The sequence below is a fragment of the Methanobacterium bryantii genome (assembly GCF_002287175.1).
Taxonomy (GTDB): Archaea; Methanobacteriota; Methanobacteria; order Methanobacteriales; family Methanobacteriaceae; genus Methanobacterium_D; species Methanobacterium_D bryantii.
This window is the reverse complement of the sequence record NZ_LMVM01000023.1, coordinates 249,448-272,784: the sequence shown is the minus strand read 5'-3', so window position 1 is coordinate 272,784 and position 23,337 is coordinate 249,448. Positions and strand designations below refer to the sequence as shown.

Annotated in this window: 22 protein-coding genes and 1 tRNA gene; 10 read left to right on the top strand and 13 right to left on the bottom strand. The window is 34.0% G+C overall.

All coding sequences use genetic code 11. From position 1 onward, the window contains the following. Positions 1-11: 11 nt before the first annotated feature. The 3 genes from ASJ80_RS09870 to ASJ80_RS09860 all read right to left on the bottom strand — a co-directional run bounded on the left by ASJ80_RS09870 (position 12) and on the right by ASJ80_RS09860 (position 5,612). Entirely contained in the window at positions 12-1,259 is a 1,248-nt protein-coding gene (locus ASJ80_RS09870) for a sensor histidine kinase (RefSeq protein ID WP_083240856.1), read from the bottom strand. Positions 1,260-1,385: 126 nt separating this feature from the next. Next, positions 1,386-4,328, bottom strand: coding sequence for a CheR family methyltransferase (locus tag ASJ80_RS09865; protein ID WP_083240855.1), 2,943 nt, complete (start codon positions 4,326-4,328; stop codon positions 1,386-1,388). Positions 4,329-5,003: 675 nt separating this feature from the next. Beyond that, complete coding sequence (locus ASJ80_RS09860; protein WP_069582729.1) at positions 5,004-5,612, bottom strand: DUF447 domain-containing protein; 609 nt, start codon at positions 5,610-5,612, stop codon at positions 5,004-5,006. 185 nt (positions 5,613-5,797) lie between these two features. On the opposite strand from ASJ80_RS09860, the gene ASJ80_RS09855 reads away from it, so the two are divergent. After that, positions 5,798-6,085 carry a hypothetical protein gene (locus tag ASJ80_RS09855; protein ID WP_069582728.1) on the top strand — a complete coding sequence of 96 codons (288 nt, stop codon included), beginning with the start codon at positions 5,798-5,800 and terminating at the stop codon, positions 6,083-6,085. 12 nt (positions 6,086-6,097) lie between these two features. On the opposite strand, the gene ASJ80_RS09850 is transcribed toward ASJ80_RS09855, so the two are convergent. From ASJ80_RS09850 to ASJ80_RS09845, 3 genes are all read right to left on the bottom strand, one after another. After that, positions 6,098-6,766: an ABC transporter substrate-binding protein gene (locus ASJ80_RS09850; protein WP_245837556.1), complete on the bottom strand. Its 669-nt coding sequence runs from the start codon at positions 6,764-6,766 to the stop codon at positions 6,098-6,100. Further along, a complete protein-coding gene (locus ASJ80_RS17500) occupies positions 6,763-6,906 on the bottom strand; it encodes a hypothetical protein (protein WP_245837555.1) in 144 nt (47 codons plus the stop codon). The genes ASJ80_RS09850 and ASJ80_RS17500 overlap by 4 nt, the downstream gene beginning before the upstream one ends. A 308-nt stretch (positions 6,907-7,214) precedes the next feature. Continuing rightward, positions 7,215-7,490: a ubiquitin-like small modifier protein 1 gene (locus ASJ80_RS09845; protein ID WP_069582727.1), complete on the bottom strand. Its 276-nt coding sequence runs from the start codon at positions 7,488-7,490 to the stop codon at positions 7,215-7,217. Between the two features lie 252 nt (positions 7,491-7,742). Here ASJ80_RS09845 and ASJ80_RS09840 point away from each other — a divergent pair, with 252 nt between their 5' ends. Both ASJ80_RS09840 and ASJ80_RS09835 read left to right on the top strand, forming a co-directional pair. After that, positions 7,743-8,141, top strand: a complete 399-nt coding sequence (locus tag ASJ80_RS09840; RefSeq protein WP_069582726.1) for a pyridoxamine 5'-phosphate oxidase family protein — start codon at positions 7,743-7,745, stop codon at positions 8,139-8,141. A gap of 134 nt (positions 8,142-8,275) precedes the next feature. Continuing rightward, positions 8,276-8,626: a NifB/NifX family molybdenum-iron cluster-binding protein gene (locus tag ASJ80_RS09835; protein ID WP_069582725.1), complete on the top strand. Its 351-nt coding sequence runs from the start codon at positions 8,276-8,278 to the stop codon at positions 8,624-8,626. A 49-nt stretch (positions 8,627-8,675) separates the two neighbouring features. Here the strand turns inward: ASJ80_RS09835 and ASJ80_RS09830 are convergent, their stop codons facing one another. Further along, positions 8,676-9,626: a DMT family transporter gene (locus tag ASJ80_RS09830; protein ID WP_069582724.1), complete on the bottom strand. Its 951-nt coding sequence runs from the start codon at positions 9,624-9,626 to the stop codon at positions 8,676-8,678. Between the two features lie 352 nt (positions 9,627-9,978). On the opposite strand from ASJ80_RS09830, the gene cysK reads away from it, so the two are divergent. From cysK to ASJ80_RS09815, 3 genes are all read left to right on the top strand, one after another. Next, positions 9,979-10,959, top strand: a complete 981-nt coding sequence (gene cysK / locus ASJ80_RS09825) for a cysteine synthase A (RefSeq protein ID WP_069582723.1) — start codon at positions 9,979-9,981, stop codon at positions 10,957-10,959. A gap of 89 nt (positions 10,960-11,048) precedes the next feature. Then, the gene (cysE, locus tag ASJ80_RS09820; RefSeq protein ID WP_069582722.1) at positions 11,049-11,762 is read left to right on the top strand and encodes a serine O-acetyltransferase; all 714 of its coding nucleotides are present in this window, start codon (positions 11,049-11,051) and stop codon (positions 11,760-11,762) included. 241 nt (positions 11,763-12,003) lie between these two features. Further along, complete coding sequence (locus tag ASJ80_RS09815) at positions 12,004-12,399, top strand: transcriptional regulator (RefSeq protein WP_069582721.1); 396 nt, start codon at positions 12,004-12,006, stop codon at positions 12,397-12,399. A gap of 141 nt (positions 12,400-12,540) precedes the next feature. Here ASJ80_RS09815 and cysS read toward each other — a convergent pair whose 3' ends face one another. Together cysS and ASJ80_RS09805 are read right to left on the bottom strand one after the other, a co-directional pair. Further along, entirely contained in the window at positions 12,541-13,914 is a 1,374-nt protein-coding gene (cysS, locus tag ASJ80_RS09810) for a cysteine--tRNA ligase (protein ID WP_069582720.1), read from the bottom strand. 356 nt (positions 13,915-14,270) lie between these two features. Then, positions 14,271-14,341 (bottom strand) — tRNA-Cys (locus ASJ80_RS09805). Positions 14,342-14,726: 385 nt separating this feature from the next. Here ASJ80_RS09805 and ASJ80_RS09800 point away from each other — a divergent pair. From ASJ80_RS09800 to nifU, 4 genes are all read left to right on the top strand, one after another. Beyond that, a complete protein-coding gene (locus ASJ80_RS09800; protein ID WP_069582843.1) occupies positions 14,727-16,034 on the top strand; it encodes an O-acetylhomoserine aminocarboxypropyltransferase/cysteine synthase family protein in 1,308 nt (435 codons plus the stop codon). Positions 16,035-16,105: 71 nt separating this feature from the next. Continuing rightward, positions 16,106-17,575, top strand: a complete 1,470-nt coding sequence (gene metX, locus ASJ80_RS09795) for a homoserine O-acetyltransferase MetX (RefSeq protein ID WP_069582719.1) — start codon at positions 16,106-16,108, stop codon at positions 17,573-17,575. Positions 17,576-17,777: 202 nt separating this feature from the next. Next, positions 17,778-18,953 (top strand): cysteine desulfurase NifS, encoded by a 1,176-nt coding sequence (gene nifS / locus ASJ80_RS09790; RefSeq protein ID WP_069582842.1) that lies wholly within the window; start codon positions 17,778-17,780, stop codon positions 18,951-18,953. Between the two features lie 27 nt (positions 18,954-18,980). After that, positions 18,981-19,397, top strand: coding sequence for a Fe-S cluster assembly scaffold protein NifU (gene nifU / locus ASJ80_RS09785; protein WP_069582718.1), 417 nt, complete (start codon positions 18,981-18,983; stop codon positions 19,395-19,397). A 79-nt stretch (positions 19,398-19,476) separates the two neighbouring features. Here the strand turns inward: nifU and ASJ80_RS09780 are convergent, their stop codons facing one another. From ASJ80_RS09780 to ASJ80_RS09765, 4 genes are all read right to left on the bottom strand, one after another. Continuing rightward, positions 19,477-19,914 (bottom strand): MOSC domain-containing protein, encoded by a 438-nt coding sequence (locus ASJ80_RS09780; RefSeq protein WP_069582717.1) that lies wholly within the window; start codon positions 19,912-19,914, stop codon positions 19,477-19,479. A gap of 94 nt (positions 19,915-20,008) precedes the next feature. Further along, a complete protein-coding gene (locus tag ASJ80_RS09775; protein WP_083240853.1) occupies positions 20,009-20,830 on the bottom strand; it encodes a sulfide-dependent adenosine diphosphate thiazole synthase in 822 nt (273 codons plus the stop codon). Between the two features lie 160 nt (positions 20,831-20,990). Further along, positions 20,991-22,142, bottom strand: coding sequence for a tRNA uracil 4-sulfurtransferase ThiI (gene thiI / locus ASJ80_RS09770; RefSeq protein WP_069582715.1), 1,152 nt, complete (start codon positions 22,140-22,142; stop codon positions 20,991-20,993). A 391-nt stretch (positions 22,143-22,533) separates the two neighbouring features. After that, positions 22,534-23,304, bottom strand: a complete 771-nt coding sequence (locus tag ASJ80_RS09765; protein WP_069582714.1) for a DUF4013 domain-containing protein — start codon at positions 23,302-23,304, stop codon at positions 22,534-22,536. Positions 23,305-23,337 lie beyond the last annotated feature (33 nt).

The window sequence follows — 23,337 nt, the reverse complement described above, 5'->3', positions numbered from 1 at the left end:
AAAGGCAGAAGTTAACTAGTTTTAATATTATTTGTGGAAACAGGTATGGTAAAATAAAAAGTAGAACCTTTTCCAAACTTAGATTCCACCCAAATGAGCCCTCCGTGGCGTTCTACAATTTTTTTTGCAACTGAAAGTCCGATTCCAGTTCCTTTATATTCTTCCATTGGGTGAAGTCTCTGGAATATGGTGAAAATGCGGTCTTGATACTGTGATTCTATTCCAATTCCATTGTCGGATACTGAAAATATATATTCATTATTTTCTTCATCTTTTTTTGCGGAGATATGAATCTTTGGAGCTTCATCTGGTTTTCTGAATTTAATAGAATTAATTATAATGTTTTGAAATAATCGGGCAAGCTGTCTGTGGTCAGCAACTACTTCGGGTAAGGGATCACAGCTAATTTTTGCATTGTTTTCATTAATTAATGTATTTAAACTGGAAATAACTTGTTTAAGAACATCATTCATGTTTATTTTTTCAAAATTGCCACCGTGGGTCATTACCCCTGAAAATTCAAGTAAATCATCGATCTGTTGTTTCATTCTAATTGAAGCATCTACAATAAAATCAACAAATTCATCAGCATCTTTATCTAACTTTCCTTCATAACGCTTCGCTAAAAGTTGTGTAAAACTTACAATGGTTCTAAGTGGTTCTTGTAGGTCATGTGATGCCACATATGCGAACTGTTTTAATTCATTATTGGAACGTTTTAAATCTTCTTCTAGCTTCTTCCGTTCTGTGATGTCTACTATAACTAATTTGTACAATGTATTTTTTTCTAATTTCATATCCATTTCAATATGTGCATGAAAAATAGTTTTATCTCTTCTTTTTAAGTCAAGCTCAAAATTTTGTTTATTTCCAGTCCTTAAAGCATTTTTAACATGAAAATTAAATAATTCACGGTATTCTGGTGTAATAAATAAATTAAATATGTATTTATGCTTCTCAGTCGGGTCAATACCTATTAATTTTGCCCCTATAATGTTTATTTCAGTGATCTTGGTTGCCATATCCATTGTAATGTACCCTGCAGGGGCGGAATTGTAAAGATCGTAATATTTTTGGTGCAGCTCTTCTATTTCTGTTCTGGAACGTTGGAGTTCTTCATTTTGCATTTCAAGTTCAATTTGGTGTACTTGAAGTTCATGGATTAGTTCATCAATTTCTTTTGGAAGTTTATTTATGCCTTGATCGGTTTCACACAGCTTTTCTTCAGCAAGGTCCCGTAATTTTTGGTATCTATCCATATGAATTTTCTCCAAATTTTAAAAATTAAATTTGAACAATATAAAGATTTAATAACATCAATTTAAGTTTGATCAGTTCATGGTCATATTTAAATAACTATGGGAGTTATTCATACGATTAATTCTTCATTTAATTTTAGTAACATCTTCTATTGCAAGAAGTGTCATTTCTTTTTCTACTCCCTTTTGATAGATTTTTCTGGCATTTAAAAGCATTTTCTTGTACCCTATCCGTGGAAATTCATGTTCAACCATGAAATTTTCAAATGTTTGATCTTTAAAAATCACCTTTTCCAGCAACTCTTTTAATTCCAGAATATCCCACTGGTTATTTCCAAGACTGTATAATAATTTTCCCTGTGTATTTTTTTCTGTTACTTTAAATTTGTTATAAAAAGATTTGTTTGCAGAAATGATTCGTGCTTCATTATCTAGAACTATAAGTGGTTCGCGTACAGTTTCTAAAATACTTTCAACATAATCAAGAGAGTGTTGTGTTAATATTCGTGCTTTCTTCTGTTGGTCAATATCTACAAAAGTTAGCACAGCTCCTGCTATAATGTTTTCATGGGTTTTATACGGCACTATCCGTGCAAGATACCATTTTCCATCTTTGGTGCGTACTTCTTTTTCTTTATAAATGACTCTTTTAACAACATCCTGACTGTCTTCAATTAGTTTGGTGTACTCTAAGTTGGATACAATATCTGTTAATGGGCGTCCGATGTCGTGGGGTATTAAATTAATTATTTTAGTTGCTTCTTTGGTGAAACGTTTTATTTTAATGTCTTTATCTACAAATATGGTTGCAATTTCAGTGCTGTTAAGAAGGTTATTCATATCATCATTTATTTCAGTCATCTCTCCTATTTTAGTTTGGAGTTCGGAATTTACAGTTAACAGTTCTTCATTAAGTGACTGCAATTCTTCTTTGGATGTTTCTAATTCTTCATTTGTACTTTGTAATTCCTCATTCATAGATTGTAGTTCTTCATTTGCTGATTTGAGTTCTTCATTGGATGTTTCAAGCTGTCCAATAGTTGTTTGAAGGCGTTTTTTGGTCACTTTTAATTCAGATTCTAGTTTTATGATACGTTCGTTTTTCTTTGGAACTGTTTTGGGAAGATTTTCAGACTTTCCCACATCTTCAGGTGATCCTATGTCTTCAAATATGACCATTAGTAATCCTTTCATTGATTCGGGTTTATTGATGGGTTTGACTTTTAGATTTATTGGTTGGAAATTTCCATTGGTTTTAACTTCTAAGTTGGTATATTCAATTTCTTCCCCTTTTGAAACTGCATTGTCTATTGCTGAGCTTAATTCAAATTTAATTCCTTCTCTAGCCATGTCTAGAATATTGAGGCTTGCAGATCCTTGGGCAGGTTCAAGGTATTTACCAACTCTTCCATAGATAAAATTGATAGTTCCTTGTTTATCGGTGATTACTAGAGAAGGTGCATAATTTTCTATAATGATTTTTTCAACTATTTGGGTCATTTCTGGCCCTGATTTTCCATTTTTTTCCATAATTTCAATATCCCTGTTGCCGTAATGTAATTCTGAATATGGGTATGTAGTTAACTCTTTATTTGATCTTGGTTTTGATATATTTTTATAAATCTTCCATTTACTGTCTAAATTTTTAAATGAATCTATAAAAGGACCAATACTCTCTGAAGGGCCGAGGAATAAAATACCATCTGGTTTTAATCCATAGTTAAATGAGGATAGCACTTTCTTTTGGGCATCTTTATTTAAATAAATTAAAACGTTTCTGCAGGATATTATGTCTAAATTAATAAATGGGGGGTCTTTAAGAAGATCATGGAGTGCAAATACTGCCATTTCCCTTATATCTCTATTAACTTTGTAATTGTCTTCTTTTTTTGAGAAGAACTTCTTCAACCATTCTGGTGTTACTTCAGAAGAGATGGTGGGGGGATAAGTTCCTATTCTCGCTGTTTCAATAGCATCTTTATTGATATCTGTGCCGAAAAGTTGTATATTAAATGTTTTTTCAGTTTTCTCCATATATTCCTGGATAAGTATGGCGATAGAGTATGCTTCTTCACCTGTAGCGCATCCAGGGATCCATATGCGTAAAGTGTCTCCGTTTGCTTTTTTTTCTAGTAATTGGGATGTTATGTTCTTTTTGAAAGATTTATAAGATTGGGGGTCTCTAAAAAAGCTTGTTACATTGATTAAAAATTCTTTAAATAGTACATTTGCTTCATGAGGATTTTTTTGTATATGCTTAAGGTAATCTGATATGTTATCAATCCGGAGAATTGCCATACGCCTTCCAATCCTCCTGTTTATTGTACTTTTTTTATAAAGAGAGAAATCATGTCCTGTACTATTTTTAACTAGAACCAGTATTTTTCGTATGGAATCAAGCGTTTCCTCATCTTGCTCAATCACTGTTATAGGGGGCATTTTTTTCAGGTGCTTGATATATGAGATTAAGCATTCGGGTATTTTTTCTGGCGGTGCTATATGATCTACAAGGTCTGTAGCTATTGCACTGCTTGGCATGCTATCAGATTGTGCAGATGCAGGGTCTTGAGCCATAACCATTCCTCCTGCACCTTTAATAGATGATAAGCCTTTAGTTCCATCTGATCCAAATCCGGAAAGAATTATTCCAATAGAATTTTTTCCCTGATCATTTCCTAAAGCTTGAAAAAATAAATTAATTGGCATCCTAAAACCATGAGGTTCTAAAGGTTTATAAAGGTGTAATATTCCATTTTTAATCCCTACTTCTTTATTTGGGGGAATAACATACAATTTATCTGGTTTAACAGGCATTCCGTCTTGAATTACAAGAACTTCCATATCTGTATATCTTGAAATTAAGTCTGCCATAGTGCTTTCGTGTGATGGATCTAAATGCTGGATTAAAACAAATCCCATGCCTGTGTCTTTAGGCATATTGCTGAATAATTTCTCTAAAGCTTCAAGCCCCCCCGCAGATGAACCAATACCGACTATTGGAAATTTCTTTTTTTCATTTCCTTTTGGATTTACTTTTGATTTTTTCTCTGTTTTATCTGGATTTTCCACTTGAATTCCCCTTTTTAAGATTAATATTTTAATTAGCAGTGATTAAACCTTTTTTAGTAAATTGGATATGATGAGGTATAGTTTACTTATTTATTATGTTATATTTCACTAATTAATAATAGTATCCAAAGTAATAAATAGGGCTGTAACTTGAGTCTAAACGGTTCAACAAGATATAAAATGTCATTTAACCGGATTAGTTGAGATGGAAGATTAGAAATTCTGTTTAAATAAATGGTTACTCCAAGTGAAAAGTTCCATTAATCATAAATACTATTAACATTTTTTTATGAACATTATTTTTAACGATAACAATTTATAACAAAAATCCAAAATTTTCCAGAATTTACTCCTCAAATATAATCTTATCATATTTGGAGACATTATCTTTAATAAGAAATAATTTTTAATTAGTATTCTTAAATTATGAGTATATATCTTTAAAATTTTATAGATACGTGTTTTGATATAAAGCAAATAATTATTTTTCAATATGGAATAGTGGTGAGCTTAAATGACGTGGGTGAAAAAAGAAGAGCATAATAAAACGCATTACCTTTTTACCGCGCATTATGTCGATTGTAGTTAAACTTAAGGCTCATGATGTAGTGGCGCGTAGATGTAAGAAAAACCATCATAAATCTATAATCTAAACTAATAAAAGTTGAAATACATTTAGATGCTGCTGATTATCTCTTTCATGGCTTTTTTATGCTCTGTACTTCCAACACGGGTTACAAGCCTTGACATTTCATTAATTCTTTCTAAATACATCTGCGCGGTTTTATTATCAACAATATTTATCCTGCATAGATATATTAAAGATTCTATTATGGCAAAATTTGCTCTATTGAGCGGTTCTACATTTTTATTTTTAATTATAATTTCATTTACTTCCGCAGTTATTATTGTTAATTTAGAATTCCCTATTTTGTGTCCTTTTTCAATTTCTTTGGATTTAATTACAGTTGCACTAAAAAATGCATCGGCGTTAGTTATATATAAATCATTTAAGTGATTTTTAAAACAATCAGGGGAAAGCTCTCCCATAATACTTTTGGTAAAAATAATTGGATCTTTTAAAATGTTAACAATGAAATGTCCATTATTTTTAATATTTTGGAGTGTGTGTACAGCTTCTGAAAGATATAATATAATTTTAGATCCATTTTTGCATACTACGCCTACTGGGGCTGCATTAGGAGTTCCATCACTATTTTTAGTAGTTATAATGGTTTCATAGAGTAATCCATTTTCCATTTTTATACTGCTTAAATCTTGCATTAAATCACCTTCATGTATCATTAATAGAATTTCCTTTGAATCGTTCTTTTTGATTAATTTTGCAGGATATATAAGAGTTATATACAAACTTTTGTAATTTAGATCTATAAACTTTTATAATTTGTTAGATCTCTGTAAAAACTCTATTAACAATTTTTTTATAATTATTAAAACATAATATATTCATGTCTCCAGAAGATTATAATAAAAAAGTGAATGAAGAAACCAGCAGAACCCGTATTAGTAGACTCAAAAATATGAAACGCGTTGAAATGGAATATTTAGATGCAGTTAAAAAACAGATTGGGTACTGGAACAACCAGATAAATGCCGCTGATCCGCAAAAAGATGAAGATAGGTATAATGAACTTAAGAAGAATGCTGAAAAGGAAAAAGAACACATTAGGCAGGTTCAAGACGAATTAAACAGAATAAATCAAGAAATCGAAAGGGAATTGAACATCCGAAAGTAAACAGCTAAATTATCAGTAATGAGCAGGCTCGGGGTGAATTTTTTTAATAAATTCAAGGTTAAAAATATTTTCCTGATTTAGATCCCCTTTCATATAGCCTAATCTCTGTAGAACTGGAATAAATTTAAGTGTGGAATTTCTATATTCCTCTGGAATACCTGCACAGTACTTTGGAGATATTTTATACGTATCAAGCACAAAATCTTCATCAACAACTTTAACTTCTTTTAAAGCTATTTCTGCTGCTTGCTCAGGATGTAATCTTATTAAGTTACATGTCGCCTCTTCATGGGCTTTCAGAAAGTCTGTTATAAATTCAGGTGATTCATCAATTAATTCTTCTCTTACCACTATGTCATAGCTTGGATTATAAGGCCATGGCTTATGCAGCGGAATAACAACATTGGATGAAAATCTTCTGGAGGTGACTGATGCAAGGGATGGTGTTCCAACACCTGCAGCGATTTCTACTTCTTCTACTGCATCGGGTATAAAATCAGCCCATGGAAAGTTTTTAATTTCAATATCAAGATTTTTAGTTAGTTCACGTATTATCACATCGGGTATACATCTTTTCGATGGTGTTCCGATTTTTTTACCTTCAAATTGTTTTAAAACAGCATTTACACTGCTTAATTCATCAAAAGTTTTATAATAGTGGGGGCAACCATTACTGTTCATTCTACATGTCCTCCGCCAACACACTTAACCTTTAAACCGTTTTCAATCCCAATCATGATGGGAGGGAGACCAATATAACCTGCATCCAGATCTCCTGAAGCAAATGCATCTTTGTGGGCCCTGTGGCAAACAGGGACCATTCTAAATTATAATCATTTAAATTCCCTAAAGGTTCATTTTTCAGGATAATGACGTGTGGTATATGGTTGATAGGTAACCTATGTGGATGAATAATTCCTCCTTATTTTAACTCTCTGCCTTATATAACAATTGTTATATTTTATTGTATAAAGTTTTCATTTATTAAAATTTAAAAAAAATGTTTGTAAATAAATTATACTGGATATGGCATTTAATTAATGTTTAAAAACAAAAATAATGTTATTTAATTTGAATTTATCCGTGGAATATCTAACTTCTTGGTTCCCAAAAGTGTAAAATTAGGAAATTATCCTCCTGCAATGGTTTGGAAGATTACAACTTCATCATTGTTTTCGACGTTTGATTCTAAGCCTCCATTTGACTCAACATCTTCTCCGTTTACGATTATTTTCATGTAATCTCTTAAATTTCCTTTTTTATCAAATAAAGCATCTTTAAATTCGTTCCCGTATTTTTCAGTTAGGGTGTTCATTAAGTCTGATATGCTCCCATTATGTTCAATAGATACGGATCTTTTTCCTGTGATATCTCTAAAACGTGCTAAAAATTTTACATTAACCATAATATTTCTCCTGATTTGTTTGATTTAAAAATATGTAAATCTGAATTAACATCAACTTAGCTCAAATTGGCACTATTTTGATTTTAAGCTGACTTCTTTTATAACTATTGTTATAATAAATGTTATAAATTTTACCATGTTAATCATATTTTTAATATTTTTCAGTCAATTTGAAATTAAGTTGATTTACAGGTTAATTTTTGCAAAAAGCTTATATATTAACAATTGTTATAGGTATAACTGGTGATTTAAATGGTAATGACAAAAGAAATGATGGATGCTGTAGAAAGAGAGAATGTGGTTTTCTTTGCAACTTCAACGGCTGATGGAACTCCCAATGTTGTTCCAATTGGATTTGCAAGACCCATGGACAGCAAAACCATAATGATTGTGGACAATTATATGAATAAAACACGTAAAAATCTTGAAAATAATCCAAAAGCAAGTTTAGTTCCTAGGGACGCTTCAAAATGCCCTTATCAGTTTAAAGGAACGGTGGAAGTAATTGAATCTGGTAAATACTTCGATGAAGCTGTTGACTGGGTAAAAAGCGTATCGAGCAAACACGCACCAAAAGCGGCGGTCCTGTTAAAAGTAGAAGAAATTTATTCAGTTCAACCCGGTCCAGAAGCAGGTGCAAAAGTTGCTTAAGAACATAAATGTTCTTAAAACCACTTTTGTCCGTTTTCAAGCGTTTATTATTCATTATTACTGTAATTTTTAAGTTTTTAATTTGTTTAAAAGTCTAAATATAATGAATTTAATATCATTAACCAGGTTTCAAAATGAGTTATAAAATAGCAATTGCAACCAGCGATGGAAAATTTGTAAACCAGCATTTTGGTAGAGCAAATCAGTTTTTAATAGTTGAACTTAAGGATGATGGCAGCTATGAGGTTCTGGAACTTAGAGAGAACACTCCTTCATGTAATCCTTCTGGTGGAAGTACCACTGAGGACACTATAAAAATAATTTCAGACGTTGATGGTGTACTGGTCAGTCAGGTAGGCTGCGGAGCTGGAGATAAACTTATAGCACACGGAATTCAGCCTGTAATAATACCTATGCTGATAGATGATGCCCTGAAGAAAGTATATGAGTTAATTCAGGAAGAATCCTCCGAAGAAAACTCATAAACTACTATTTTTTAAACACATTTTATTTTTACAGTAAATTGGCTAAGATTTATTGGGATTTACGGTTATTTTCAACGTTTTTTATCCCGTTTATTATGCCGCCTCTGCGCTCTGCTTCATAAATGCCGTATATGATAAGGAATGTTCCAAGTATCGTGTAAACAGTTATCGACTCTCCAAGCACTAGAGCAGCTAAAGCTACACCTGATAAAGGCTGAACGTATATAAACATACCTGCAATGGAAGCCGGTAACTTTTCTGTACCGTAGTTATACAGTAAAAATGCAACTAGCGAACAGAAGATGGTAAGGAATATCATCGCTGTCCATGTAGATTCAGTGAATGCTGCAGGAGATAACCCTGGCGATATGAGGTAAAATGGCACTAATTCTAGCGCGCCAAATATAAAAGTATAATTAAGTACTGTAAGTGCAGAGTATTTCTCGTTTATTGATTTTCCCAGGACGGTATAAATGGCCCAGACTATATTGGCCATGATGGCCACTGCATCACCCAGAAGATTGGTGGGGACAGCTAAACTGCCGTTTGTAATTATGAATGTTACTCCTATAAACCCGATTAATGCACCAATAGATTTATGTCGAGTAATTTTCTCTTTAATTAAAACTGCAGATGCAAAAATTATAAAGAATGGAGAAAGGCTGAATATAAGGGTAAAACATGTTGCTGTGGTATATGCCAATGAAGTTACCTGCAGCAAAAATTCGAGTGGGATACCTAGAAACGCTAGTATTGCAATATAAGGTAAATCTTTCTTATCTATTTTTAGGGCTCCCCAGCCTTTCCATAGTACTGTGGCAGTGATTAAAAGGGGCATTGCAGCGATAAATCGCAGGGCTACAATTTCAAAGGTTCCCAGCTGCAGCTGTGCAACTTTCACAGCTACTCCTGATGCTCCCCAGAAGATATTGGTGAGAATGAGGCCGGCAATCACCAGCGATGTGTTGTTGTTCTTTATGGGCTTAACTTGTTTATACATAAAAATCTTCACTTAAATTGGATAATGAATACTTTTAAAAGCGAGAAAAGTATAGTATTGCTGGAGCTTGTATTTAAATTTATATTAATCAGTGACTTTTCTGATGATTTTCACTATAAATTTAAAATCCGCTGGCTTTTGGTAACATGACTAATGTTTTCCAACTTTCAGTAACTTAACGATCGTTAAGTATTTATAGTAATCAGCACACTAATGATGATTATAACTATTGTTATATGGTGGCATCCTCTGCCACATCTTCTATAATCATTACTTAACAATTGTTATATTATAACAATAGTTATATAAATCATAAAAAACAATAAAAAAATGGAGAAAATAAGGTGAAAAAATGGTAAATATGCCTGAATTAACAAGAGGGATAGCAAATGATGCAACAGAACTTATAGGAAATACTCCCTTGGTCAGGTTAAATAGAGTTACAGAAGGTGCAGAGGCAGAAGTCGTTGCAAAACTTGAATCATTTAATCCAATAAGCAGTGTAAAAGATAGAATTGGTGTTGCACTGGTTGAAGCTGGGGAAGAAGCTGGAGTCATAAATAAAGACTCGGTTATAATTGAACCTACAAGCGGAAACACTGGAATTGCACTTTCATTTGTTGCCGCAGCGAAAGGATACAGATTACTCCTTACAATGCCAGATACGATGTCTATAGAACGTAGAAAATTATTGGCATTATTTGGAGCTGAAATAGTACTTACTCCTGGTGAGGGTGGAATGCCCGGGGCAATAGCAAAGGCCGAAGAGCTTGTTAAAGAAATACCAAATGCAGTAGTACTTCAGCAGTTCAAAAACCCTGCAAATCCTAAAATTCACAGGGAAACCACTGCACAGGAAATATTAAGGGACACTGACGGTAAAGTAGATATCTTGGTGGCAGGTGTAGGTACTGGTGGAACAATAACAGGTATTGCAGAAGTTTTAAAAGAACATAATCCTGATCTTAAGGCCGTTGCCGTTGAACCTGCAGCTTCTCCTGTACTATCTGGCGGAAAATCTGGACCTCACAAGATTCAAGGAATAGGTGCAGGATTTATCCCTGATGTATATAAACCAGAATTAGTAGATGAAATCATTCCAGTAAAAGACGAAGATGCAGCAGATACATTGCTCAGACTTGCAAGGGAAGAAGGAATCTTTGCAGGAATTTCTTCTGGAGCTGCCACATGGGCTGCTGTCCAGCTTGCAAAAAGGGAAGAAAATAAAGGTAAAAGAATCGTTGTAATTCTCCCGGATACTGGAGAAAGGTACTTGAGTATGGAATGGGTATTTGAAAAAATCTTCCATACTGCTGAAGGTGTTCAACTTTAAGTAAAAAAATGTTCATAATATAAAGACATGCGATACCTGCTACGTATGTTATAATTTTGTTTTTAATAATTGAGTGGGAGGCCAATATCATGTTTGAAAGGATCAAAGAGGATATAGAAATGGTGATGCTGAGGGATCCCGCAGCAAGAAGTAAATTGGAAATATTTCTCACATATCCTGGACTTCATGCTATATGGGGGTATGAAATAGCTCATTGGTTCTGGATTCGTAACCATCTATTTACTGGACGTTTTATATCTGCACTGGCCCGTCTTCTAACTGGTATTGAAATACATCCTGGCGCAAAAATTGGAAAAAGAGTTTTCATCGATCACGGGATGGGTGTTGTAGTTGGAGAAACTGCAATTGTAGGAGATGACGTATTGATCTACCAGGGTGTTGTACTTGGTGGAACAAGCCTTGAAAGGAAGAAAAGACACCCAACAATTGGAAGTGGGGTTGTTATAGGCTCAGGAGCCAAAATAATAGGAGATATTTCCATTGGGAATTGTTCAAAAATTGGTGCAGGCTCAGTAGTTTTAAAATCAGCTCCTCCAGGGTCTACAGTAGTTGGAATACCTGGAAGAAATGTTAAAGAAAAGAGGAAATGTGCTATTGATCTTGACCATGGGGAACTGCCTGATCCAATTGCAGAAGTGATTAAACTTATTCTGCAGCGTCAAGATGAAATGGAAATGCAGCTTAAAGCGTTAGGATTATCTACAACAACTATAAATATAGATGAATTATTTAATAAAAAATCAGAGATTGAAGAAATATTTTCAGAAGGGGCAGGCATCTAATTACATCGCTTATTTTTTTTAAGATTTAATGATACCTTAATTTTATAATTTGATTTAATTTAATTAAACAATTTAAATATTGAGTTAGATACAATTAAATTGTACATGTTGATTAAATACCGTAAAGGGTATAAGACTTCATAACATATGTTATATTGTTCACTTAACTGTGTTATTTAAACTTTAATTTCAAAAAATAATTAACTAAATCTCAAAATAGTATATAAATAAGGGTGATAAAATGAGACCACCATGTGAAATAGTTGTATGGTACGTAATTCCAAGTATAAGGTCTGAATTAGCTAAAGAGCTTCTTAAATTAGGTATAAAACAAAAAAGGATTTCTGAGTTGCTGGATATAACTCAACCTGCAGTTTCACAGTATGTAAGTGATAAACGAGGACACGGAATCAAATTTGATGAAAAGACCCAGAATATGATTAAAATGCTTGCAAAAGATCTAACGGAGCAAGAGCTTGGGCCGGACCGCATCATTCAAAGAATATGTGAAATATGTAAAAATGTTAAAGCTGAAGAAATAATCTGTCAGTTGCATAAAGAAAAAGATAAAATTCCTACAGGTTGTACTGCATGCTTGGGTTCTAATAGGGACTCAGATGTGGATTACTGTATTTAATTGGAGTTATACTCTAATTAATCATTTTTCTAAATAGGCATATTATGCTATTTATTCTTTTTAAACTGGATTTGAAGTAAATAAAAAAATCGTACTGTTTTTGAATTAAGTGATATCACTCATTTAAAGATTAAGAAGGGTTTATTTATCCTCTAAATTGATTCCTGCATCTTTTAGCCTGCTTCTAATTTCATCTGATAATTCGTAGTCTTTCTTTTTACGGAGCTCTTCTCTTACATCAATCAGGATATTAACCAGTTCATCAGAATCGCTTTTAGTTGATTCTACTGAAAAAGTAAGCCCTAAAATATCTCCGAATTCATCTAGTAAATTTTTTATTTCTTTAAACACGTTTTTAGATATTTTTTCTTCATTTATTCCTTTATTTATATCTCTTACTAAATTGAAAAGTGCCGAAAGCGCAATTGGAGTATTAAAGTCATTGTCCATAGCATCTAAGAACTCTTCTTTAGTATCTTCCAGCAATTGAAGATATTTTTCATCATGCCCATTTTCATCAGTTATATTGCTTTCTAAAAGCTCATCTACTGTTTCCATTATTTTGTGAATCCTTTTAAGGCTGTTTTTGGACTGCATTAATGCTTCATCGCTGAAATCTATTGGACTTCTGTAATGGGTTGAAAGAACAAAGTATCTAAAGACTTGGGGGTCATATTCCTTGAGCAGTTCTCCTATTGTAATGAAATTTCCAAGTGATTTGGACATTTTCTCTCCTTTAACATTCAAAAAACCAGTGTGCATCCAGTATTTGACCATTGGTTTTTTACCAGTTGCAGATTCCATTTGTGCAATTTCCGCTTCGTGGTGGGGGAATATAAGGTCTAATCCTCCTCCATGAATATCAAACTGACCTCCAAAATAGGTTTCAGTTATTGCTGTATCTTCGATGTGCCACCCTGGCCGCCCTTTACCCCATGGAGAGTCCCATGATGGTTCTTCATCTCTTTTTTTCCAGAGTGCAAAATCTCCAGGGTTTCTTTTTGTGAGATCTGGATTAACTCTATGAATATTTAAGTCTTTAATATTTCTGTTTGAGAGTTTTCCAAAATCTTCTAACTTAGATTCATCAAAGTAGACTCCTGTAGATGTTTCATATGCGAATCCTTTATCTAATAATGTTTGAATCTGATTTATTATTTCAGTAAGGTGCTCCATTGCCCTTGCATAATAATTAACATTGGTCACGCCTAATAGTTCCATATCTTTAAAGTAGAGGCTTTCATATTTTTTTGCAAGTTCTAATGGCTCAACGTCCAGTTCATTTGCTCTTTTAATTATTTTATCATCAATATCTGTGATATTTTGCAGGTAGAAAACGCTGTATCCTTTATATTTAAGGTATCTTGCTATAATGTCGAAAGCAATGTAAGTTCTTCCGTGCCCGATATGTGATTTGTCGTAAACTGTTGGTCCGCATACAAACATTTTTATTCTATTTTTGTTCATAGGCTTTAGTTCTTCTTTTTTACGGGTCATGGTATTGTATACTTTCATTATTCTGCCTCAAACTCAGGTTAAATTAAAAAAATGTTTATTATTAGATAATAAGATTAAAATAGTATTTATTAATTGTGATTTTAATCTAATTTACTTTTAAATAGACTAGCTTTCGAAAATTTACTTTTCTATTTGTATTACGCCATTAGAATGTGAATTTAGAAAATTGTATTCGTTTCTCCGCAACGAAAAAATTTTTATTTTTTCGTGAGGCCGTCAAAAAAATCGAAGATTTTTTTTGGGCCGCAGAACTTTGTTCTGCCGGATTTTTTGATCAATCGCTCAAAAATTCGTAGAATTTTTGGCGTCCCAAAATCGTAGATTTTGGGGACCTTTTTTTAAAAAAAGGTTGAGGCCGAGATTGGGATTTGAACCCAAGTATCGTGGTTTGCAGCCACGCACCTAGCCGCTCGGTCATCTCGGCAAAAATATTTTGGCTTAGTTATTAAGTTAACGATTGTTATATAAATACTTTACCAAAGCTGATAACTATTCTGTAGTTCATAATAAATTTAGTTTTACTATGATTGGAGTAGAATGGTTTGGTATATTCCTATTTGCTTAAAAATGGGCAAACCTTAAATAATAAGAAGGTAGTTATTAAATATAACAATTGTTATAGTGATTTGATCGTAGGCCTCTAAAAATGCTAGTTATAATCTTTAAATATAGCTTTTGAGAGTTTAAATCTATTTAAATTAGGGATAACCTATGCAGGAGGATGCCAATAATAAAAATTATTGGAGGATGAAGGAAAAACCAGGTTTTTCCTGAACCCCAAAAAATTGGAAATTTTTTGGAGGAATTTTATGACAGAAGAAAAGAAAAAAGAACTTGGATTAAGTACATTGGGATTACATGTAGGTCAGGAAGAACCAGATCCAGCAACAGGATCAAGGGCAGTACCGATCTACTTGACATCATCGTATGTTTTTAAGGATACTGAACATGCAGCAAATTTATTTGGCCTTAAAGAGTTTGGAAATATATACACCAGAATAATGAATCCTACCAATGATGTATTTGAAAAAAGGATAGCTGCAATAGAAGGAGGCCATACAGCGCTTTCAGTTTCATCAGGACTTTCTGCAATATTTATTGCCATTTTAAACGCTACTAGGTTGGGGGATAATATAGTATCTGGAGACAACCTTTACGGTGGAACATATGAGTTATTAAACTACACTTTCCTTGATCTGGGACGGACTGTAAAATTTGTTGACTCTACCAAACCTGAAGAATTCAAAAAAGCCATAGATAAAAAAACTAAGGCAATATATGTAGAATCACTTGGAAACCCAAAATTAGATGTCCCTGATTTTGAAGTTCTGGCTGAAATAGCTCATGAAGCAGGAATTCCGTTAATAGTGGATAATACGGCGGCAGTAGGTCTTTTAAGGCCAATAGAACATGGTGCAGATGTAGTTGTTTTATCTGCCACTAAATATGTGGGGGGACATGGAACCTCAATTGGGGGGGTTATAGTGGACTCCGGTAACTTTAACTGGGGTAATGGTAAGTTTCCACAGTTTACTGAACCAGATCCAAGTTATCATGGACTTAAATACTGGGAAACATTTGGTGACTTCCCTGAACTGGGTAACATTGCATTTACAATCAGGGCAAGGGTTTTACTTTTAAGAGATTTAGGGCCAACCTTAAGCCCGTTCAACGCGTTCCAGTTCCTTCAGGGGCTTGAAACACTTGAACTGAGGGTTAAAAAACACGCAGAAAATGCACTTACGGTTGCAAAACACCTTAAAGAACATCCAAAAGTTGCATGGGTCAATTATCCTGGACTTGAAGATAATGTAAACCATAAAATAGCAAGTAAATACTTGAAAGAAGGTTATGGTGGATTAGTTGGCTTCGGTGTTAAAGGCGGATTAGAAGCAGGCATAAAATTCATAGAAAGTGTGGAGTTATTCTCTCACCTTGCAAACATCGGCGATGCAAAGAGTTTAGTTATACATCCGGCATCTACTACTCACCAGCAACTTACAAAAGAAGAACAGGAGTGCACTGGAGTCACTGAAGACTTTGTAAGGTTATCTATTGGTCTTGAAAATGTTGAAGATATCATAGCTGACATAGATCAGGCATTATCTAAAATATAAATTAAGAGATTTCCATTGTCCAAATTGATTTAATATCATTTGGACATACAAATATTATGGGATTTAAGAAAATGAAAAAAGAATCAGTTGGGCTTGTTGAAACACAGTATTTCATTTTTCCAGATGATTTAATTTTAGAAGGCGGGAGCAAGCTTAAAGAAGTTAAAGTAGCATACGAAACCTATGGTAAATTGAACAAAGAGAAAAGTAATGCTATCCTTATTTGTCATGCACTTTCTGGAGATGCCCATGCTGCAGGGTGGCATGAAGGAGATAAGAAGCCCGGCTGGTGGGATATCATAATCGGACCTGGTAAATGTTTGGATACTGAAAAATACTTTATTATCTGTTCTAATGTTATTGGGGGTTGTAAAGGTTCAACTGGCCCGTCATCAATTAATCCTGAAACTGGAAAGCCTTATGGACTTGACTTTCCAATTATTACCCTTTCAGACATGGTAGAAGCCCAGAAAAAATTGATAGATCATCTTGGAATTAACCAACTTTTTGCAGTTGTAGGTGGATCAATGGGTGGGATGCAGGTACTGCAGTGGTGTATTTCTTATCCGGATATGGTCAAACTGGCTATTCCGATAGCTACAGCGGCCAGGTCTGCCCCACAGCAAATTGCATTTAATGAAGTGGGCAGGCAGGCAATAATCTCTGATCCAAAATGGAATGCAGGTTCATACTACTCTGGAGAAGCCCCAAAAGAAGGTTTAAGCCTTGCCCGGATGATAGGGCATATCACATATCTCAGCTATGAATCAATGTATCAAAAATTTGGCAGAAGACTTCAGGATAAAGAAAAATATGGGTTCGATTTATCAATGGATTTTCAGGTAGAAAGCTACCTTCATTACCAGGGTAACTCATTTGTTAAAAGGTTTGATGCAAATACTTACCTTTATGTAACAAAAGCCATGGATTACTTTGATTTAACTGCAAATGGATCTTTAGCTGAAGGGTTTAAGGATGTAAAGACTAAATTCCTGGTTATTTCAGTAGATTCGGACTGGCTTTATCCACCTGCCCAATCAAAAGAAATTGTTATGGCTTTGACTGCAAATGATATAGATGTAAACTATCATGAAATTAAATCGCCATATGGGCACGATGCTTTCCTGCTGGAGTCAGGTCAGTTAAATTATATCATAAATGGGTTCCTTTCTGAAATTCTTGTTGGCGATGTTATGACTCCTATGGCTGCTAAAATAAGTGAGGGGGCAAGTATAGATGAGGCAGCTAAACTTATGCTTGAGGAAAAGGTTACACACTTGCCAGTTATAGCAGGGGATAATAGATTAATAGGCATAGTAACTGCATGGGATATATCTAAGGCAGTTGCTTTAAAATGCAGTAAATTAGACGAAATAATGACAAAAGATGTCATAACGGCTTGTCCTGAAGACTATATAGAACTTGCAGCTGAGAAAATGAAAAGATATAATATATCTTCTCTTCCAGTAGTTGATGGGGGTAAGAGGGTCATTGGAATTATAACAACTGATCATATCAGTACGTTGATGGCCCGGGACTGATTAAAAAAATTTAACATAATCAAATTTCATATATTAATTAAGCAATTTATGATGATATGACCTTACAAAACCTTCAATTTTACAGCCGTGATTTTAAAAAGGTTGATCATCACAAAGCGTCCATATTATACTTAAATTGATTTGTAATAAATATGATGTTAGGAAATACGTAGTATTTTAAAAAAATTGAGGTGAAATAATGATTTATATGGATCATTCAGCTACATCACCAGTTGATCCCGAAGTATTTGAGGCGATGAAGCCCTATTTTGTTGATAATTTTGGAAATGCATCTACTCTATATTCATTGGGTAGGGACGCAAGAAAAGCTATGGAAGCTGCAAGAGAACAGGTTGCTTCTTTAATAGGGGCAAAACCTGAAGAAGTTATTTTTACAAGCGGCGGTACTGAATCAGATAATATCGCAATTAAAGGTACTGTATACCGCCTGAAAAATAAGGGAAATCACATAATTACAAGTGCTATAGAACACCCTGCAGTAAGGGAAACATGTAAGTATTTAGAAAAAAATGGGTTTGAGGTTACTTATCTCCCTGTTTACGAAGATGGAATTGTCAAAATATCTGATCTGGAAGATGCAATAACTGACAAAACTATTCTTATTACAATCATGCACGCCAACAATGAAATTGGAACCATCCAACCAATAGCGGAAATTGGTAAGATAGCAAGGGAAAATAAAATTTATTTCCACACTGACGCTGTACAGACCGTTGGTAAAATTCCAGTAAATGTGGAAAAAATGAATGTAGACATGCTATCCCTTTCAGCGCATAAAGTTTATGGCCCAAAGGGAATTGGAGCATTATATGTTAAAAAAGGGGTTAGATTAGAACCTATAATTCATGGAGGGGGGCATGAAAAAGGATTAAGGCCAGGAACAGAAAACGTTTCAGGAATTGTTGGACTTGGTAAAGCGTGCGAACTTGCAGAAAAAAACCTGCTGGAAGATACGAAATATATAACAAATTTAAGGGACAAATTAATAGATGGAATACTGAATTCAATAGAACAATCTTACCTGGATGGACACAGAACAAAAAGGCTTCCAAACAACGTAAATTTAAGATTTACGGGTATTGAAGGCGAATCATTGGTATTGCACCTTGATTCAAAAGGAGTAGCTGCTTCAACTGGTTCTGCATGTTCTTCAAAGAGCCTAGAGCCGTCACATGTTTTAATAGCACTTGGTTTAGAACATGTTGAAGCACATGGATCTCTGCGTTTGACACTTGGAAAAGAAAACACTGAAGAAGAAGTAGATTACGTTATAACTGCAGTTAAAGAAGTAGTTGAGACCCTTAGAAAACTTTCTCCGCTTTGGTGCGAGATACCTGGAGCAGAAAGGAGAGAATGAATTAATTTAGGTGTAGAGGTTGATTGTATGTATAGTGATAAGGTAATGGACCATTTTCAAAATCCAAGAAATGTTGGTGAAATAGAAGATGCAGATGGTGTTGGAACCGTAGGAAACCCTACTTGCGGAGATTTAATGACTATTTATATTAAAGTTAAAGACAATGTCATTGAAGATGTTAAATTCAAAACATTCGGTTGCGGGGCAGCTATTGCAACAAGCAGTATGATAACTGAAATGGCAGTAGGAAAAACAATCGAAGAAGCCCTGGCAATTACAAGAAATGATGTTGCAGATGAGCTTGAAGGTCTTCCACCAGTTAAGATGCACTGCTCAAACCTTGCTGCAGATGCATTACACGCCGCAATTGATAATTACAAGGAAAAGATGGGAGAAAAGAAACCTGGAGATAGATGTAAGGATATTTGCTCCTGTGGCAAATAGAAAACTTTTCCTTCACTTGAAAATGTTTACAAAATATTTCAAAAACCTTCGGTTTTTGAATGTTTCATGTTTGAGGGATTTAAATTATTTCTATTTTATCCATTATTTTGACCCTTCCTCCAGTTAATACCCTTGCAAAAATACCTTCTTTTGGCATTACGCAGTCGCCAGCTTGATAATAAATAGCGCAGCGGGTATGGCATTCTTTACCAATTTGAGTTATCTCAAGAACTACTTTTTCCCCTACAGATATGGTTGTACCTACGGGTAACGACACAAGATTGATTCCTTCAGTAGTTAAGTTTTCAGCAAAATCTCCAGGATTCACATTCAACCCAATGTCTCTCATTTTATTGATACTTTCAACTGCAAGTAAGCTGATCTGCCTGTGTGTATCGCTGCTGCTGTGAGCATCACCAGCAATACCGTAGTCCTCCTTAAGACATGCATCTCCAACATTTATTTTCTTCGTCTGTTTCTTTTCACTTGTGCAAACTGCTATAATTCTGCCTGCCATAATATCAACCAGATTTGTTGTAAAAATAAGATTTTATATTTGATTTATACGATTTAAAAAAAGTTAAATGGCATTAGGCCATCTTATATCCAATTCATTTGCTGATAGCTGCAGTTTCACTTGTTTTGGAGCTTTCATTACCTTTTAGTTTTTCTATAATCAATTCAGCAACTTTTTCACCTGATAGAAGCATTCCTCCGAAGGTAGGGCCCATTCTTGGCTGACCGAAGGTGGCTGCAACAGACATACCAGTTACATATAGTCCAGGGTAGACTTCTTTGGTGTTTTCAACAACTGCATCTTCTGATTTTTCAACCCACATGCCCTCAAATCCAGCTATATCTACAAGTCCCCTTTTTTCTAAGGATTTTACAACCACTGCATCGTGTCCAGTTGCGTCTATTACGATCTTTGATTCTACTGCAACAGGGTCAACACAGGTTATTGCCCTTGGAAGTGCAGAAACTGGTGTCCAGTTTATAACGGTACCGCTGACACGGCCTTCACGAACAACAACATCATCGAATTTGGTCATGTTAATTACTTTAGCTCCTGCGTCCATTGCACTTGCTATTAATTTAGAACATGCGTGGGGCCCATCTGCAACGAACAGCCCTTCTTTTACTTCTTTGTATGGCACTCCTATTTCATCAAAGATTTTTTGGCCGGGTGCCCTTACAGTCAGCTTGTTCATGAGGTAACCACCTATCCAGAAACCTCCGCCTAAATAATTATTGCTTTCAATTAAGAGTGTTTTAACGCCGCTTTCTGCAAGTTTTTTAGCAGCTACAAGCCCGCTTGGGCCCGCACCAACGATGATTACGTCACTTTCAATGTAGTCTATAAATTCTTCGGCAAATCCTTCTACGATCGCCTTTGTTACATCTTTTTCAGATATTTTTGCAAATATTTCCATTTTTAATATCCCCATTTTTTCTTAACAATAGTTATATAACAATCGTTACATATAAGTATTGTGATAAGGTTTTAGCTCCAGAATAGGTGATTGGAGTGATTTAAATCAGTAATATTGTAAAAAAAGAAATAAATTTTATAGCGAATTTAATAGTTTATTATTAAGATTCCCTATCTTTAATAGAAGAAACAACTTTTTTAACTTCCGCATCAAAGTTAATTTCATCAAGTACCTCTAAAACTTTATCCAGTTTTGCATTTGTCTCAGGGTACTGTGGAACTGCTGTACATTCCGGCGCTGGAAGTATAGAAATATCAAGTGTGCCTATTTTTTTCCCTATCTCTTCAATTTCGATCTTATCCAGCCCAATTAGAGGGCTTAAAACAGGCATGCTGGTTGGATACCTTGTTGCAAGTATGTTTGGCAGGGTCTGTGATGCCACCTGCCCTAAGCTGCTCCCATCAACGATTGCAAGGGCACCTTCTTTTTCAGCGATTTCTTCAGCGATTCTGTACATACCGCTTTTACACAGGACGCATGTTAAACGGATAGGTGCGTCTTCAATGCATTTTTTGAGGTATTCTCCGTATCCTGCTTCGTAAAATTTAATAGGTGTTGGCGAGTATTCATTGAGCTTGTCAACAATTTTAAGTACTTTTTCATTGGATTTTCCAGTGTAGGGATAGTTGTTGAAATGGAGCGCTATAACTTCAACACCCCTTTTCATCATTAAAAATGCTGCAACTGGAGAATCAATACCTCCGGATAAAAGTGCAATAACTTTGCCCTGGGTTCCAATAGGAAGGCCGCCTATTCCTTGAATCTTTTCGTGGTAGACGTAAGTTTTATTATCTCTAACTTCCACAAAGAGTGCTAAATCTGGATTACTTAAATCAACAGGCGCACCTGTAGCTTTAACTACTACTGAACCGCAGAATCCTGCCATTTCATGGCTTGAAAATTCATGTGTTCCCACTCTTCTGCATCTTATTGCAAATGAGTTTTCTGGGGAGAAAGAACCTTCAGATATTAAATTTTTTACATATTTGTTAACAGTTTCCTCAATAATGTCAAAATCAGTTTCTGTAGATACTGCGGGGCTGAATGATACTATGCCTATTGTTTTACTCAATACTTCGCGTGCATCATTAAAATTTTCAGGATATAGAAATATCCTGCCCTGGTTTATATCTATTTCGCATTTTAGTTTGCGTTTTATGTTAGATATGAGCTTGTTTTCAAACCTGCGCCTTACTTTAGGGCTTTTAACACCGATTTCCCCATATCTTACAATTATAAGATCATAATCCATTAAAATTCCTCCAGTTTTAAAAATAATTTGTTATAATTGAATATTCATTTTCATAATCTTTATTTTGCAATAATAACTAGTTCATGGGCTTTAATCAAAATTACTATTAATTTAAAGAAATTAATCTATATAATGATTGATTGTTTTTTTCACTTAAATCAAGATATCTATGAAATTTAAAATTTGTTCTGGATTTTAAATTAAAAGAACAATTTAAATTTGTTAGTGGGCTTATATTTGGAATTCTACATATAAAAAGTAAATTAAGAAAAATTAAAAGTGTTTTAATTTTTACTGTTTGAACTTGTTAAGCTCTTGAAAGTGCTTTATCTAGATCTTCAATTAAATCATCTGCGTAGAAACAAGGAGAAATATTGAAATTAATGTATATCTAAGAAGAATGGGATCTGTAGATAAGTGCAGTAAATCTTGCATAGAATATCAAGATATAAGGGGCAATTATGAGTTCTGCAATCACAAAACCAAATATATTTGCGGATTCTATTATTTCTTGCAGTATTGGCCATCCAACTGCCACTAATCCTAAAATTACAATTATATACTCGACTAATAGTCTTTTCAAGCCTATTTGTTTAATTTTTCTAGATATTTCAATCAATTTAAATGCTTCTATGAATGAACCTCCTTTAAAGGCCATATGGGGTATTGCTACAGTAAATAATACATCAAAAATGAATAATAAGAATGCTAAAAGGATTATAAGCATAATTATGATATTTTCAGGAAATGATGGTAGTCCAAAGTTTATTTGAGTAAATACTGCATCTAAAATCACAATGAAAATAATGAGCGGTATTAAAAAATATATAATTGCTATAACTATTTCATTAATCCCATGTTTAAACATAGAGATGAAATTATTTAATTTGGGAGGCTTTTTAGCCCCAGTTAAACTTTTTTCGATAATTTTGAAAGTGTAACCTGATTCTAATATAGTTGTAATAGCCAATAACAAAAAACTCAGTAAAATAATAATTATCGTGCCTGTGATACCTAATTTGTATCCGAAAAGCTGGTTAGAATCAAAATATCTGCTCAACAAAAAACTGCCAATTAAAATTAAAAAACCCAATGAAAAAAGTGATTTTAAATTTAATAAGGGATATTTTGCTGAATTTACTAGTATTTCACGCATTCTCATGATTGAACATCCTTGATTACACTGTATCCAATA